This window comes from Vibrio wakamikoensis (genome assembly GCF_050337275.1).
Classification (GTDB): Bacteria; Pseudomonadota; Gammaproteobacteria; order Enterobacterales; family Vibrionaceae; genus Vibrio; species Vibrio chaetopteri.
In genome coordinates this window covers 123,328-138,227 of the sequence record NZ_JAKJST010000017.1, presented here as the reverse complement: position 1 = coordinate 138,227, position 14,900 = coordinate 123,328, and the positions used below count along the sequence as shown (strand labels likewise).

General features: G+C 46.6%; 17 protein-coding genes. 2 read left to right on the top strand and 15 right to left on the bottom strand.

Annotated elements, in window-relative coordinates; genetic code table 11:
- Positions 1-214: 214 nt before the first annotated feature.
- The 13 genes from rplA to fkpA all read right to left on the bottom strand — a co-directional run bounded on the left by rplA (position 215) and on the right by fkpA (position 10,147).
- Entirely contained in the window at positions 215-916 is a 702-nt protein-coding gene (rplA, locus tag L4C42_RS09040; protein WP_353497586.1) for a 50S ribosomal protein L1, read from the bottom strand.
- A gap of 4 nt (positions 917-920) precedes the next feature.
- Positions 921-1,349 carry a 50S ribosomal protein L11 gene (gene rplK, locus L4C42_RS09035; protein WP_112460208.1) on the bottom strand — a complete coding sequence of 143 codons (429 nt, stop codon included), beginning with the start codon at positions 1,347-1,349 and terminating at the stop codon, positions 921-923.
- A gap of 187 nt (positions 1,350-1,536) precedes the next feature.
- Positions 1,537-2,085 (bottom strand): transcription termination/antitermination protein NusG, encoded by a 549-nt coding sequence (nusG, locus tag L4C42_RS09030; protein WP_042503218.1) that lies wholly within the window; start codon positions 2,083-2,085, stop codon positions 1,537-1,539.
- A 13-nt stretch (positions 2,086-2,098) separates the two neighbouring features.
- Positions 2,099-2,476, bottom strand: a complete 378-nt coding sequence (gene secE, locus L4C42_RS09025) for a preprotein translocase subunit SecE (protein ID WP_042478967.1) — start codon at positions 2,474-2,476, stop codon at positions 2,099-2,101.
- Between the two features lie 302 nt (positions 2,477-2,778).
- Positions 2,779-3,963: an elongation factor Tu gene (tuf, locus tag L4C42_RS09020; RefSeq protein WP_353497269.1), complete on the bottom strand. Its 1,185-nt coding sequence runs from the start codon at positions 3,961-3,963 to the stop codon at positions 2,779-2,781.
- A 125-nt stretch (positions 3,964-4,088) separates the two neighbouring features.
- Positions 4,089-6,185, bottom strand: a complete 2,097-nt coding sequence (gene fusA / locus L4C42_RS09015) for an elongation factor G (RefSeq protein WP_353497270.1) — start codon at positions 6,183-6,185, stop codon at positions 4,089-4,091.
- 77 nt (positions 6,186-6,262) lie between these two features.
- A complete protein-coding gene (gene rpsG / locus L4C42_RS09010; RefSeq protein WP_042478937.1) occupies positions 6,263-6,733 on the bottom strand; it encodes a 30S ribosomal protein S7 in 471 nt (156 codons plus the stop codon).
- Positions 6,734-6,852: 119 nt separating this feature from the next.
- Entirely contained in the window at positions 6,853-7,227 is a 375-nt protein-coding gene (gene rpsL / locus L4C42_RS09005) for a 30S ribosomal protein S12 (protein ID WP_004399892.1), read from the bottom strand.
- Between the two features lie 175 nt (positions 7,228-7,402).
- A complete protein-coding gene (gene tusB, locus L4C42_RS09000; protein ID WP_353497271.1) occupies positions 7,403-7,681 on the bottom strand; it encodes a sulfurtransferase complex subunit TusB in 279 nt (92 codons plus the stop codon).
- 7 nt (positions 7,682-7,688) lie between these two features.
- Complete coding sequence (gene tusC, locus L4C42_RS08995) at positions 7,689-8,045, bottom strand: sulfurtransferase complex subunit TusC (RefSeq protein WP_353497272.1); 357 nt, start codon at positions 8,043-8,045, stop codon at positions 7,689-7,691.
- Positions 8,042-8,437, bottom strand: a complete 396-nt coding sequence (gene tusD / locus L4C42_RS08990) for a sulfurtransferase complex subunit TusD (protein WP_353497273.1) — start codon at positions 8,435-8,437, stop codon at positions 8,042-8,044. Before tusD ends, tusC begins: the two co-directional genes overlap by 4 nt.
- The gene (locus L4C42_RS08985) at positions 8,438-9,154 is read right to left on the bottom strand and encodes a helix-turn-helix transcriptional regulator (RefSeq protein WP_042503248.1); all 717 of its coding nucleotides are present in this window, start codon (positions 9,152-9,154) and stop codon (positions 8,438-8,440) included.
- 204 nt (positions 9,155-9,358) lie between these two features.
- Positions 9,359-10,147: an FKBP-type peptidyl-prolyl cis-trans isomerase gene (fkpA, locus tag L4C42_RS08980; RefSeq protein ID WP_353497274.1), complete on the bottom strand. Its 789-nt coding sequence runs from the start codon at positions 10,145-10,147 to the stop codon at positions 9,359-9,361.
- Between the two features lie 166 nt (positions 10,148-10,313).
- Here fkpA and L4C42_RS08975 point away from each other — a divergent pair, with 166 nt between their 5' ends.
- Together L4C42_RS08975 and L4C42_RS08970 are read left to right on the top strand one after the other, a co-directional pair.
- A complete protein-coding gene (locus tag L4C42_RS08975; RefSeq protein ID WP_353498738.1) occupies positions 10,314-11,294 on the top strand; it encodes a WD40 repeat domain-containing protein in 981 nt (326 codons plus the stop codon).
- Between the two features lie 4 nt (positions 11,295-11,298).
- Positions 11,299-11,526 carry a SlyX family protein gene (locus L4C42_RS08970; protein ID WP_042478959.1) on the top strand — a complete coding sequence of 76 codons (228 nt, stop codon included), beginning with the start codon at positions 11,299-11,301 and terminating at the stop codon, positions 11,524-11,526.
- 133 nt (positions 11,527-11,659) lie between these two features.
- Here the strand turns inward: L4C42_RS08970 and rlmB are convergent, their stop codons facing one another.
- On the bottom strand, positions 11,660-12,397 hold the full coding sequence (rlmB, locus tag L4C42_RS08965; protein WP_042478943.1) for a 23S rRNA (guanosine(2251)-2'-O)-methyltransferase RlmB: 738 nt from the start codon (positions 12,395-12,397) through the stop codon (positions 11,660-11,662).
- An 18-nt stretch (positions 12,398-12,415) separates the two neighbouring features.
- Positions 12,416-14,899 (bottom strand): ribonuclease R, encoded by a 2,484-nt coding sequence (rnr, locus tag L4C42_RS08960; protein ID WP_429760137.1) that lies wholly within the window; start codon positions 14,897-14,899, stop codon positions 12,416-12,418.
- Position 14,900 lies beyond the last annotated feature (1 nt).

Here is a 14,900-nt window from a genome sequence, read left to right as displayed (position 1 = left end):
CACGATTTTGGGAGTTCATACGGTGCTTTCCAGAAGAAAGATAAACGTTACGCTCAACTTCCTTTCTATCTGGCACCATCTACGTAGGTAGTATTAAGTTCTTTACAGAACGCCTACGGTCTTGGATGGAGACTCAAATCACTAGGATTTCAGCCTCAACCACAAATTTTGATAGGCGCAAAATTATACAAGAATTTCACGCCTATGCAAGCAATTAAGCTTGTGTGTCTAGTGTAGATAGATCTACAGCAACACCAGCACCCATAGTTGTAGAGATGCTAATTTTCTTCAGGAAAGTACCTTTCGCTGAAGACGGCTTCGCTTTCTTAAGCGCAACTAGTAGAGTTTCTAGGTTCTCTTGTAGTTGGTTCGCTTCGAAGTTCACTTTACCGATAGTAGTGTGAACGATGCCGTTCTTGTCGTTACGGTAACGAACCTGACCAGCTTTAGCGTTCTTAACCGCTTCAGCAACGTTAGGAGTTACAGTACCAACTTTCGGGTTTGGCATAAGACCGCGAGGACCTAGGATAGTACCTAGTTGACCAACAACACGCATTGCATCTGGAGATGCAACAACTACGTCGAAGTTCATTTCGCCTTTCTTAACTTGCTCAGCAAGATCTTCCATACCTACGATGTCTGCGCCAGCTTCTTTAGCTGCTTCAGCGTTTGCACCTTGAGTGAACACTGCAACGCGGATTTCGCGGCCAGTACCGTGAGGTAGTACAGTTGCACCACGTACGTTCTGGTCAGATTTACGAGCATCGATGCCTAGGTTAACAGCAACGTCTACAGACTCAACGAATTTAGCAGTTGCTAGTTCTTTAAGAAGAGCTACAGCTTCGTTGATTTCGTATTCTTTAGTTACGTCAACTTTTTCGCGAATAACGCGCATACGCTTAGTAAGTTTTGCCATGATCTTAACCCTCTACCACTAGGCCCATTGAACGAGCAGTACCCGCAATAGAACGCTTCATCGCTTCAATGTCAGCACCAGTCATATCAGCAGCTTTAGTTTCTGCGATTTCCTGTACTTGAGCGTCAGTCACTGTACCCACTTTTTCAGTGTTAGGACGACCTGAACCAGACTTAACGCCAGCAGCTTTCTTAAGAAGAACAGCAGCAGGTGGAGTCTTAGTTACGAACGTGAAAGAACGGTCGTTGTATACAGTGATTACTACTGGAGTCGGTAGACCTTTCTCAATAGATTCTGTTTTTGCGTTGAACGCTTTACAGAATTCCATGATGTTCACACCGTGTTGACCTAGAGCAGGACCAACCGGTGGACTTGGGTTTGCCATACCAGCTGCAACTTGCAGTTTGATATAAGCTTCAACTTTCTTAGCCATGATATTTCCTAATTTTGGGTTCAAACGCTATCCGATAGGAAAGCTCCCCGTGTTTTGAAAAAACTTTCTACAGTCATTACTGTAAAAAGGCGCGAAATTATAAGCATAATTCGCGCCTTTAACAACCCTAAAATGGTGTTTTTTTATACTGTCATTCTTAAAGGCCTAAGCCATTAAAAATTCGGTATTAATCAAGTTTGTCAACTTGACCAAAGTCGAGCTCAACCGGTGTTGCACGACCAAAGATCGATACAGACACTTTCAAGCGGCTCTTCTCATAATCTACTTCTTCAACTGTACCGTTGAAGTCAGCAAACGGACCTTCGTTAACACGTACCACTTCACCCGCTTCGAACATAGTTCTTGGACGAGGAGCTTCGCTAGCTTTCTCTAGACGATTAAGGATAGCGTCAGCTTCTTTATCTGTGATAGGTGCTGGACGGTCAGAGGTACCACCAATGAAGCCCATGACACGCGGTACACTACGTACTAAGTGCCAAGACTCATCGTTCATGATCATCTGAACAAGAACGTAGCCTGGGAAGAACTTACGCTCGCTTTTACGGCGTTGGCCTGCGCGCATTTCCACAACTTCTTCAGTCGGTACTAGCACTTCACCAAAGTACTCTTCCATTGCGTGCATTTTGATATGTTCGCGAAGAGACTGAGCCACACGTCCTTCAAAGCCAGAAAAGGCTTGAACAACGTACCAGCGTTTTTTCGGAGCTTCACTCATGAATTAACACCCTCTATAACCCGGTTATGAACGCAACAAGACGGACCATAATGCCGTCGATACCCCATAACGCAAGCGCCATTACAATACTTACTGCAAGGACAATTAGCGTAGTCTGCATCGTTTCTTGGCGTGTTGGCCAAACCACTTTGCGAACTTCTACGCGCGCTTCACGTGCGAACGTGATAGCTGCCTTACCTTTTGTTGTTGTAGCTGCAACACCAAGTGCTGCGGCAATCAATACAACTACACCTGCAGCGCGAAGAACTACAGATAGCTCTCCGTACAGGTAATTACCCACAACAGCGGCGGCTAGCAGCGCAAAAGCGACGATCCACTTAATTACATCTGCTGCATTTGAGCTATCAGGAGTTTCAGCGTTTGCTTTCATAAAACCAACCTGTGACAAGTCTTAACTAGACGACAACAACCCCGCTGCTGCAGGGCTTATTCCTTTAATGTTGGTAAAATTTGAGTCAAACCAACATATTATGCAAAGGCTCAGGTAGAAATTGCTTTCCAACTCAACCCTTATAAATCCTTTATTCATTCACTCTTTGAGCAGTCATTGAGTGAATTATGCGCCCCTATAAATAGTAGCGCAGAAAAAGGGCATCAAATGATGCCCTTTTTAGCATTGCTTAGTCAAATCTTATTCAAAGATTTTACCAGAGCTTGCGACAATTCTAGGAATTAGTCGAAGATCTTAGCAACAACACCAGCACCTACTGTACGGCCACCTTCACGGATAGCGAAACGTAGGCCTTCATCCATTGCGATTGGAGCGATTAACTCAACTTTCATTTGGATGTTGTCGCCTGGCATTACCATTTCTACGCCTTCTGGTAGAGAGATGTCACCAGTTACGTCAGTTGTACGGAAGTAGAACTGTGGACGGTAGCCTTTGAAGAACGGAGTATGACGGCCGCCTTCGTCTTTAGAAAGTACGTATACTTCAGACTCGAACTTAGTGTGTGGGTTGATTGAGCCAGGAGCTGCAAGAACTTGACCACGTTCAACGTCATCACGCTTAGTACCACGTAGAAGTGCACCAACGTTCTCACCAGCACGACCTTCGTCAAGAAGCTTACGGAACATCTCAACACCAGTACAAGTAGTAACAGTTGTATCTTTGATACCAACGATTTCTACTTCGTCACCTACGCGTAGGATACCGCGCTCGATACGACCAGTTACAACTGTACCACGACCTTGGATCGAGAATACGTCTTCGATTGGTAGTAGGAACGGTTGGTCTACTGCACGCTCTGGCTCTGGGATGTAAGAGTCTAGTGCTTCAGCTAGTTCAACGATTTTCGCTTCCCACTGCTCTTCGCCGTTTAGTGCGCCTAGTGCAGAACCTTGGATAACTGGTAGGTCATCACCTGGGAAATCGTAYTCAGAAAGAAGTTCACGAACTTCCATTTCTACTAGCTCAAGTAGCTCTTCGTCATCAACCATGTCACATTTGTTCATGAATACGATGATGTAAGGGATACCAACCTGACGGCCTAGTAGGATGTGCTCACGAGTCTGAGGCATAGGGCCGTCAGTTGCAGCAACAACTAGGATACCACCGTCCATCTGTGCAGCACCTGTGATCATGTTCTTAACATAATCCGCGTGTCCTGGACAGTCTACGTGTGCGTAGTGACGTGCTGGAGTGTCGTACTCTACGTGAGAAGTAGCGATAGTGATACCACGCTCACGCTCTTCTGGAGCGTTATCGATAGATGCGAAGTCTTTAGCTACACCGCCGTAAACTTTAGCAAGAGTAGTACAGATAGCTGCAGTTAGAGTTGTTTTACCGTGGTCAACGTGGCCGATAGTACCAACGTTAACGTGCGGTTTAGTACGTTCAAATTTTTCTTTAGACACGATCGTGTTCCTTCCTAGTTATGATTCGCCCCGAGAACAAGTTTAAAGTCGGGGCGCGCCAGAATTTGCTATTTTATGCGTCAATTTTACTCAACGCAACAGATTCATTACTAAACAATAGCTGATTAGCTGCGCTGTGCAATAATCGCATCAGCCACATTCTTTGGAGTCTCAGCATACTCGCTAAATTCCATAGAATATGATGCGCGACCTTGGGTCGCACTACGCAAGTCAGTTGCGTAACCAAACATCTCAGAGAGCGGTACTTGTGCACGGATGATCTTAAGGCCTGCGTGGCCGTCATCCATACCTTCGATCATGCCGCGGCGACGGTTAAGGTCACCAACAACATCACCCATCCAATCTTCTGGAGTAGTTACTTCAACCTTCATCATTGGCTCAAGCAGAACAGGTTGTGCTTCAAGCGCACCTTTTCTGAAGGCCATCGAGCCGGCGATCTTAAACGCCATCTCGCTAGAGTCGACATCATGGTAAGAGCCATCATACAGTGTCGCTTTGATATCCAGTACAGGATAGCCAGCAAGTACACCGTTGTTCATCTGCTCTTCGATACCTTTCGATACCGAGCTGATGTATTCCTTAGGAACCACACCACCCACGATCTCGTCAACGAACACAAACCCTTCACCCGCTTCAGACGGCTCAAGCTTAAGCCATACGTGACCATATTGACCACGACCACCTGATTGGCGAACAAATTTGCCTTCAACTTCTGTGCTGCCGCGAATAGTTTCACGGTACGCAACCTGAGGTTTACCCACGTTACAATCAACACTGAATTCACGCTTCATACGGTCTACGATGATGTCTAGGTGAAGCTCACCCATACCTGAAATTAGCGTTTGGCCAGTTTCGTCATCGGTTTCCACACGGAACGACGGGTCTTCTGCTGCCAGTTTACCTAGCGCAATACCCATTTTCTCTTGGTCAGCTTGAGAGCGAGGCTCTACCGCGATCTGAATAACTGGCTCAGGGAACTCCATGCGCTCAAGAATCACTTTGTGGTTCTGGTCACATAGGGTATCACCTGTTGTTACGTCTTTCAGACCAATCGCTGCTGCAATGTCACCCGCACGAACTTCTTTTACTTCTTCGCGCTTATTTGAGTGCATTTGAACGATACGGCCAAAGCGTTCACGCTTTTGCTTCACTGAGTTATAAACGGCATCACCCGAGTTTACGACACCTGAATAAACGCGCATAAACGCGAGGGTGCCTACAAACGGGTCGGTTGCAATCTTAAATGCAAGTGCAGCGAACGGTTCGTTGTCGTCAGCGTGACGCTCCACTTCATTCTCATCATCGTCGATACCTTTAATCGCAGGTACGTCTACTGGAGAAGGAAGATATTCGATAACCGCGTCTAGTACCGCTTGCACACCTTTGTTCTTAAATGCACTACCACATGTTGCGAGCACAATTTCATTATTTAGTGTACGAGCACGTAGACCCGCCTTGATTTCAGCTTCCGTTAGTTCGCCTTCTTCAAGGTATTTATCCATCAACTCTTCGCTTGCTTCTGCAGCGGCTTCAACCATGTTGTTGCGCCACTCTTCAGCTTCATCTTGCAGTTCCGCTGGAATATCTTCGTAAGTGAAGGTCATGCCTTGATCGGCATCATTCCAGTTGATTGCTTTCATCTTGATAAGGTCGATGACACCTTTGAACTCATCTTCTGCACCAATGTTTAATTGGATTGGAATTGGGTTCGCACCAAGACGATCTTTAATTTGGTCCACAACGCGTAGGAAGTCTGCGCCTGCACGGTCCATCTTGTTCACAAATACCATACGTGGAACGTGATATTTATCAGCTTGACGCCATACAGTTTCAGACTGAGGTTCAACACCTGATGAGCCACAGAATACAACCACTGCACCATCAAGCACACGCAAAGAACGCTCTACTTCGATAGTAAAGTCAACGTGTCCAGGGGTATCAATGATGTTTACGCGATGATCTTGGAATTGTGCTTCCATACCACGCCAGAAGGTAGTAGTCGCAGCAGATGTGATAGTGATACCACGCTCTTGCTCCTGCTCCATCCAGTCCATGGTTGCAGCACCATCGTGAACTTCGCCGATTTTGTGAGAAAGGCCAGTGTAGAACAGAATACGCTCACTTGTGGTTGTTTTACCTGCATCTACGTGAGCAACGATACCGATATTACGATAGCGCTCAATAGGAGTTTTACGAGCCACGATTGTATCCTCTTACTAAGGTTAACCTTAGAGTATAGAAAAGTGCTGCGAGAGAACCTCGCAGCACTGAAAAGGTATTACCAGCGGTAATGAGCAAACGCTTTGTTAGCGTCAGCCATGCGGTGAACGTCTTCACGTTTCTTAACCGCAGTACCTTTGTTCTCAGACGCGTCTAGCATTTCAGCAGCTAGGCGTTGAGCCATAGATTTTTCACCACGCTTACGCGCAGCTTCAACCAACCAACGCATAGCAAGTGCGTTACGGCGAACCGGACGAACTTCTACAGGTACTTGGTAAGTTGAACCACCTACACGGCGAGATTTAACCTCTACCGCTGGGCGAACATTTTCAAGAGCTTCTTCAAATACAGCTAAGTGGTCTTTGCCAGACTTCTCAGCCATAGTTTCTAGTGCACCGTAAACGATTTTTTCAGCAGTTGATTTCTTACCGTCAACCATTACGATGTTTACAAATTTTGCCAGCAGCTCAGATTTGAACTTTGGATCTGGAAGGATCTTACGCTGACCAATTACGCGACGACGTGGCATGGAATTTCTCCGTTGTCTTATTCTTCAGGTTATCCAAAACTTTACAGTTTCTTCAAAAATTAAAATTTTAATTTTAGTGTTTGGCCTTACTTAACGCTTCTCTTTAAAAAAGAAGGGCATTAAGACTTAGGACGCTTCACACCGTACTTAGAACGACCTTGTTTACGGTCATTTACGCCAGCACAGTCAAGTGCGCCGCGAACAGTGTGGTAACGTACACCCGGAAGGTCTTTAACACGACCGCCACGGATTAGAACAACTGAGTGCTCTTGAAGGTTGTGACCTTCACCGCCGATGTACGAAGTTACTTCGAAGCCGTTCGTTAGACGAACACGACATACTTTACGAAGTGCTGAGTTAGGTTTTTTTGGTGTAGTAGTGTAAACACGAGTACATACACCACGTTTTTGTGGGCACGCTTCTAGTGCAGGCACGTTGCTTTTAACAACTTGCTTTGCACGAGGCTTACGTACCAACTGGTTAATAGTTGCCATTAACTAGCTCCTGATTTACTTGAAAGTAAGCTTTGTGAAAAATCTAGCCCCAATCACCAATGGCAATTAGGGACGCAAAATTCTATGCAGCAGTGAGAGGTGTGTCAAGAAATATACAGATCTTTTTTGGAATATGCGTGCCTCAGTATCGATGACTAAGACATAAGAAGGCGGATTAATCCCAAGTCGTACTGGCGATGTGACGTTCCGTGAGCTCTACAAAGCCTTTAAAATCGGCCACTTGCAAAGACCCATCATCATTTTTAACCAGGCCACGCGCATCCATGTCTGGTTCTAGAAAGTAGCACTGCCAATCTTGAGTCGTATCTACGCTTGTTTCTAGGCAGCTTGTTGCAAGATAGCACGCACTCTCGACAAAAAGGACGTCATCCCCTTTTTTCAGGTATGTTCTGGCCTGTTGGAAGCCTGCTTCGCTTTTAATAATGTGCAGCATGGTAATCCTAGAAGGTTAATACTTTATGACACTGATTGAGTTCATCAGCAATCGCGGATGCTGAGATAACCTGAGCAGAGATAAGCAGATCTTCTTCTACTAAGCGATAACGCTGCATGCTTTGCTCACAGATAAACACTTGCTCAATGTCGTAAAGATCCATCAGTTTGAATGCGCTGATGTAGTCTCTAGATAGAATAGACTGAGTCTCCTGCCCTTTGCGCAGTTGATTCACACCATCGCCGACAAAGAACACTTTGATGTCTTCAGTAAACGCAGACGTTGCGAGAAGCGCATCCAGCCCTTCACGACCAGCCGAACTCGCATGCGGTAGTGAGTTAAATACAAAAGCTAATGTCGTCAAAACTGCACCACCCTATCTTGAGTGAGCATCGCACTGGCAAGACTACCTAGCCCAGCTTGCTCGAAACCGGTCGCTAAGTTGTCGGCATCTCGCTGATGCTGCGACGCCTCATCGCTCCCTAACACGCCACGGCGCAATGAAGCGGCAACGCAAGTTTCTAAACGAACACCATGCTCTGTAGCGAGCACTTGCCAGGCAGAGACCAAATCGAACTCATCGTTAGCAGGTACTGTTAGTCGCGAAGCATTGTTAACGCCATCTTGATAAAAAAAGACACTGACAAGCTTGTGCCCTTTGGCAATCAGCGCGTTGGCAAATTGGTAAGCATTACGCGCCGACTGGCTTCCGTACACGGAACCATTTACCACTAGACTGTAAGTCAAAGCAGACAATTACTCGTCCTCGGTTTTACGCTGACGAATGTACAGGTAAACCGTATGCTTAGAGATATTCAGTCTATCGGCAACGCGGTTAATCGCATCTTTAATATCAAAGATGCCCTTATCATACAGCTCCATCACTATCTGGCGGTTCTTGGTGTTGTTCGACACCGACTTATCAGCATTGATATCTTCGATGGTGCGTTCAACTGTTTGGTCAACCAGCTCTTCTACATCGCTAGCAAAGTTAACCGATGATGCGGCGTCTTTTGCTTCTTGCGTTGGCATGAACGATTGTAGGATCTGGGAGAACGGGGCATCGAGGTTGACGTTGATACACAAAAGCCCTATCACACGATTATCACCATTGCGAATCGCGATAGTGATCGACTTCATCAATACGCCGCCTTTCGCGCGAGTAAAGTAAGAGCGGGAGAAATTGCGCTCTGAACCTTCAATGTCTTTCAACATTTTTAGTGCCAAATCTGTGATAGGTGAGCCAACCTGTCGGCCGGTGTTTTCACCATTGGCAATTTTCACAGCAGAAGTATTTAAAGACTCCAGCGAGTGCAAAACAATTTCACAGAACGGTCCGATCAAGCTCGCAAGCCCATCTACCACCGCTTCATAGGATTGTAAGATGATTTTATCGTGCTCACTGAATGGCGCCACATCGACGGACTCCATTTCGAGCAGCTCATCTGGGTTGGTAATTTCAGTCACAGTCATTGGACCCTAAAGATAAAGAAAAAATGCTTTAAAAAAATTAACGTAAGTTTATCAGAAAATTTGAGCGCTACCCTATGTATGTCGCGAACTAGTGATTTAGGGCAAAAAAAGTGCGTTTTTTTATCGCTTCAATCCCAACTTGGACGGTAAACCACCATAAAAAAAGCTCACCGAAGTGAGCTTTTTTCCGAGACTAATCAAACATTACTGAGTTGCTTGAGTATCATCGCCTTCAATTTTTAGAAGTTCAACTTCGAATACTAGCGTTGAGTTCGCAGGGATAGTCGGAGTATCTTGCTCACCGTATGCTAGCTGTGGCGGGATAACAAACTTGTACTTAGAACCGACTTTCATTAGCTGAACACCCTCAGTCCAACCTGGGATCACGCGGTTAAGAGGGAATGTTGCAGGCTCACCACGGTCGTAAGAGCTGTCAAACTGAGTACCGTCAATCAAAGTACCCTTGTAGTGCACTTGAACAGTATCCGTGTCTTTTGGTTGCTCACCAGTGCCTTCAGTTTCTACTTGGTAAAGGAGACCAGACTCAGTTGCTGTCACACCTTCTTGTTTAGCAAACTCAGCACGGAAGTCGTCACCGGCTTTCATTGCTGCCGCTGCTTTCTCAACCGCTTGCTGCTGCATGGTTTCAGCAACACGCTTGTCTAGACCTTCCAGCGCTGCGCGAATTTCGTCTTCGCTTAGCTCAGCATTACCAGCGAATGCTTGCTCAATACCTTTAAGAACCAGCTCTTTTTTCAGTTCGATACCAAACTCAGCTGGTTTCTCAATACTCGTGCTTAGGTAGTTCGCGAAAGAAACACCAATAGCGTAAGCTGCTTTGTCATCTTCTGTTTTAAAGTGAACCGCTTTGCCTGTCTCAGCTTGAACTTGCTCTTGCGCTGCTGGCTCTACTTTTGGTTCTTCTTCTTTTTGACAACCGACTGCCAACATAACTGTCGCAGCAAGCAGCGACACTTTAAATAGTGATTTCATTTATTTCTCCAATGATGGACTTCTTGTAGACTTAATACCTAGCCATACTATAAAAACTTGTTCAATAGTTATGCGTAACTAACTAAATCTAGTAACTATTTCCTATTAGCTCAAGCTATAAATATACTAGCTTAAACTCAATACTCAACGTGGAATAACAGTAATGATGCGAATAATATCTCATTCTGTGCTGTGGCTAATTGTCATCGGCTTGTTAAATGGCTGCTTATTCTCCACCGAATCAGAACAGCGCTGGGAACTCGCCCTAGAGGGCTCAACCGCCATTGCGCTTAGTCGCGACGCCCGATTTGCTTTACTCTATTCCAAGCAGCAACACCTTCAGCTTTGGGATCTCGAGCAAAATAAAATCCTATCTCGCTTAGGTATTCAAGATCCCGACGAGAACATTATTTCCCTCATCCGCTTTAGCGATAATGGCCGCTTTGCCATCACCGCGACCCAAACCAACTTTGCGATTTGGGATTTGGCTTGGTCACAATCAACCGGCCTTTGGTCTGTCGCTGACGGGCTTATCCAAGACATTGCCTTAGGTAACAGCGGAGACGAAGTATTAATCGGCCTTAGCAACGGTAAAGCAATATTCATCGATTTAGTCACCGGAAGGCGGCTAGAGTTCCTTGCCCATGTTGAAAAAGTCAATTCTGTTGCTTTATCACCGAACGGAAAATACGCGCTTTCGGGGGGAAATGATCATAATGGCTATTTTTGGAGTACCGAGTCTGGGCAAATATTACAAAGGTTTGAGCATTCACAACGAGTCGGCACTGTCGAACTGCAGCGTGATGGCCGCTACGCCCTAACCTCAGATACCGGTAATGATGCAATTATTTGGGATTTGCAAACTGGCGATAAAGTCAGTGAATTAAGTACTTGGACGCGCCAACTTATTTTCTCTTCAGCACGATTTTCTGATGATGGTAAGCGACTTGTCACCGGTTCCCCTTCCTCTCGACTCATGGTATGGAATACCGAAACGGGTAAAAGGCTGGAAGGCTACGAAGTGGAACTGCTAAAAGATGTTCGCCCACCACGGGGAGTAGTGTATGATGCCGCCTTTGAGAGCAACCAGCGCGTGCTTTCTGCCTCGTCAGCTGGCGTTATCCAAGCTTGGAAAATTAGTGAGTGACCTTATGAGTAATAAAGAGATTCAAGCTCTCGAAGAGAGAATTAACGATATGGAATGCAAAATGGCCTTCCAAGAGCAAACTATCGAAGAGCTTAACGATGCGCTGACTCAACAGCAGCTACTCATCAGCAAGATGCAGGATCAGATGAAATATGTGGTTGGCAAAGTGAAAAACATGGATACCTCAAACTTAGCGGATCCATCGGAAGAGACACCGCCTCCCCACTATTGATATTTCATTAGTAAATACCTCTTATTTTTCAGAATCTTGACTAGTTTGTCGTCACCCCTGCGCAGGCAGGGGTCTACTTACCGCCTTCAGTAGATTCCTGCCTGCGCAGGAATGACATCTTCGAGCTAAATACCTAGAGCGCGCGTTGACGAACCGCTTCAAACAAACAAATACCCGATGCCACTGACACGTTTAGGCTCGACACTGCGCCCGCCATAGGGATCTTGATTAGGTCGTCACAGGTTTCACGCGTTAGACGACGCATACCGTCACCTTCTGCACCCATTACAACAGCTAGAGAGCCAGACAGCTTCGCTTGATAGATATCATGTGTTGCTTCACCTGCTGTGCCCACAATCCAGATACCTTTCTCTTGCAGCGCACGCATAGTACGCGCCAAATTAGTGACACGGATAAGTGGTACTGTCTCTGCTGCGCCACATGCTACCTTGCTGACCGTCGCAGTCATGGGTGCAGAGCGGTCTTTCGGTACAATCACCGCCGCCACACCGGCTGCATCTGCGTTGCGCAAGCATGCACCAAGGTTATGCGGGTCAGTCACACCGTCTAGGATAAGCAATAGCGGCTGTTCATGCTGCGCTAGTACATCATCGAGATCGTTTTCATTGAGCTGCTTCGCCGGTTTTACCTTAGCGATAATGCCTTGGTGATTGGCACCGCTGGCTTTGTCATCTAACGTTTTTCGGTTCATTTGCTGAATCGACACACCAATTTGGTTGAGTTCGTTCAACAGCGGCATCAAGCGATCGTCTTGACGCCCTTTTAGTACATAGGCTTCCACAAAGCGCACTGGATCTTTTTCAAGAACCGCTTTGATCGCGTGGATACCGTAGATAAATTCATTACTCATGGAATAATCCTGAATTCGTTATTTCTTCTTCGCTTTGACACGAGCCTTGTTTTGGCGCGCTTTGTTATTGCGAGATTTGGTTGCTTTGGACTTATTACGTTTGTGAGGAAGTACATCCTCTTCCTGTCCATCTGGGCGTTTTGTGGCTTCGACCATCGGCTTCGCTGCTTTCGGGCTGCGCTTGCCTCTGACCTCTGCGACTCGCTGTTTCGCTTTGGCTTTTTTCTTCTCAGCTTCAGCCATACGTTTTTTCGCGGTCTTTCCTTTGCCGCGTAGCTTACGACTTGTTTCGACTAATTCAAAGTCTATCTTTTTGTCATCGAGGTTTACTGATAGCACTTTAACCTTAACAGCATCACCAAGTCTGTAGATAGCACCAAAGCTTTCCCCGATAAGTCTCTGACCAATAGGGTCAAATTGATAGTAGTCATTTGCCAGTGATGAAATATGTACCAAGCCATCGATGTGCAGCTCTGTTAAGCGCACAAAGAAACCAAAGCCAGTCACGTTGGCAATTACACCATCAAGCTCTTCGCCGACGTGGTCTTGCATGTACTCACACTTGAGCCAGTCTGCCACATCTCGGGTTGCGTCGTCGGCGCGACGCTCGGTCATCGAACATTGCTCGCCGTAGTAATCCATATCGTCAAACGAGTAGTGGTAGCCACCCGTTGGTGTCCAGCGGTCGGTATTACGACCTTCTTGTTTTGCAATAAGGTACTTGATTGCACGGTGCAACAGCAAATCTGGGTAACGACGAATTGGTGAAGTAAAGTGCGCATAGCGTTTTAGCGCCAAACCAAAGTGCCCCGCATTGTCCGCGTTGTAAACTGCCTGCTTCATAGAACGCAGCAGCATAGTTTGAATCAGCTCTTTATCCTGGCGCTCACCAATCTTTTTAATAAGCTCAGCATAGTCGGTCGGCGATGGCTCAAGACCACCAGATAAGTCCAGGCCTAGCTCACTTAGGAAATCTCTAAAGCCTTGCAGTCTCTCTTCACCCGGAGTTTCGTGCACTCGATATAGCGACGGCTCTTTGGCCTTCTCTACTAAGGAAGCAGAAGCAATGTTCGCCAGAATCATACATTCTTCGATGATCTTGTGAGCGTCATTGCGAACCACAGGCTCAATGCGGTCGATCTTACGATCGGCATTGAAAATAAACTTAGTTTCAACGGTCTCAAACTCAATCGCACCACGATTATCACGTGCACGCTTAAGTACTTGATACATGTTGTGCAGCTCATGAAGATGAGGAACCACGGCGCTATAGCGCTCACGTAGCTCTTCGTTACCCTCTAAAATATCACTCACCTTGTTGTAAGTAAGACGCGCATGAGAGTTCATTACCGCTTCGTAATGTTTGTAGCCCGACAACTTACCTGTATCAGAGATGGTCATTTCACACACCATACACAAGCGCTCCACCTGTGGGTTGAGTGAACAAAGGCCATTGGACAGTACTTCAGGAAGCATAGGCACGACCTGAGATGGGAAGTAGACCGAGTTACCCCGTACGATAGCTTCTTTGTCGAGTGGCGTGTTTGGGCGGACATAGTAGCTGACATCCGCAATCGCTACCCACAAGCGCCAGCCACCGCTTTTCTTGCGCTCACAGTAAACCGCATCGTCAAAGTCTCGCGCGTCTTCACCATCGATGGTGACAAGGGGCAGGTCACGCAGATCAACGCGCCCCTCTTTGGCCTCTTCAGGCACAAACTCGCCGAACTGCTTCACTTGCTTTTCGACTTCTTCAGGCCACTCATGAGGAATTTGATGAGTGCGAATGGCAATCTGCGTTTCCATACCCGGCGCCATATTCTCACCAAGTACTTCTACCACTTGTCCCATCATGCCACGGGAGCGACTTCCGCGATCGGTCACTTCAACCACGACCACATTGCCCATACGTGCACCGCCTCGGCGCTCATTAGGGATCAGGATATCTTGGCTGATTCGGGAATCATCCGCCACAACATAGGCATAACCGTATTCCATGAAGAAACGACCGACCACCTGTGTCTTGCGCTCCTCAAGCACGCGAACCAAACGACCTTCTTTTCGACCACGTTTATCGGTACCCGATGGTTGAACCAATACGAAATCGCCGTGTAGCAAGGTGCGCATTTGATGATGTGGCAACAGCACATCATTGTCTTTATTCATGCTCCCTTCAGGTCGAACCCAGCCGTGGCCGTCTTTATGACCAATCACATAGCCTTTGATCATTTCGAGCTTATCAGGCAGGGCATAGCATTGACGTCGAGTAAACACCAACTGGCCGTCTCGCTCCATCGCACGCAGTCGACGACGCAAGCCTTCATATTGCTCTTCACCAGACAGACCCAAAGCTTCAAACAGATCGTTTCTGTTCATTGGGACATTAACGCTTTCTAGGAAGTCAGAGATGAATTCTCGGCTTGGGATGGGGTTTTCGTAGTTCTCCGACTCTCTTGCAGCAAAAGGGTCGTCTACTTTTATATCGCTAGGCTTTTTCGACATC

Coding starts and splice junctions, on each gene's coding strand:
- rpsG (WP_042478937.1), bottom strand. CDS start 6,733: ATGCCACGTCGTCGCGTAATTGGTCAGCGTAAGATCCTTCCAGATCCA.
- L4C42_RS08985 (WP_042503248.1), bottom strand. CDS start 9,154: ATGACTGTGACTGAAATTACCAACCCAGATGAGCTGCTCGAAATGGAG.
- fkpA (WP_353497274.1), bottom strand. CDS start 10,147: ATGAAATCACTATTTAAAGTGTCGCTGCTTGCTGCGACAGTTATGTTG.
- rlmB (WP_042478943.1), bottom strand. CDS start 12,397: ATGAGTAATGAATTTATCTACGGTATCCACGCGATCAAAGCGGTTCTT.
- rplA (WP_353497586.1), bottom strand. CDS start 916: ATGGCAAAACTTACTAAGCGTATGCGCGTTATTCGCGAAAAAGTTGAC.
- nusG (WP_042503218.1), bottom strand. CDS start 2,085: ATGAGTGAAGCTCCGAAAAAACGCTGGTACGTTGTTCAAGCCTTTTCT.
- L4C42_RS08970 (WP_042478959.1), top strand. CDS start 11,299: ATGAGTAATAAAGAGATTCAAGCTCTCGAAGAGAGAATTAACGATATG.
- rnr (WP_429760137.1), bottom strand. CDS start 14,899: ATGTCGAAAAAGCCTAGCGATATAAAAGTAGACGACCCTTTTGCTGCA.
- rplK (WP_112460208.1), bottom strand. CDS start 1,349: ATGGCTAAGAAAGTTGAAGCTTATATCAAACTGCAAGTTGCAGCTGGT.
- rpsL (WP_004399892.1), bottom strand. CDS start 7,227: ATGGCAACTATTAACCAGTTGGTACGTAAGCCTCGTGCAAAGCAAGTT.
- secE (WP_042478967.1), bottom strand. CDS start 2,476: ATGAAAGCAAACGCTGAAACTCCTGATAGCTCAAATGCAGCAGATGTA.
- L4C42_RS08975 (WP_353498738.1), top strand. CDS start 10,314: ATGCGAATAATATCTCATTCTGTGCTGTGGCTAATTGTCATCGGCTTG.
- tusB (WP_353497271.1), bottom strand. CDS start 7,681: ATGCTGCACATTATTAAAAGCGAAGCAGGCTTCCAACAGGCCAGAACA.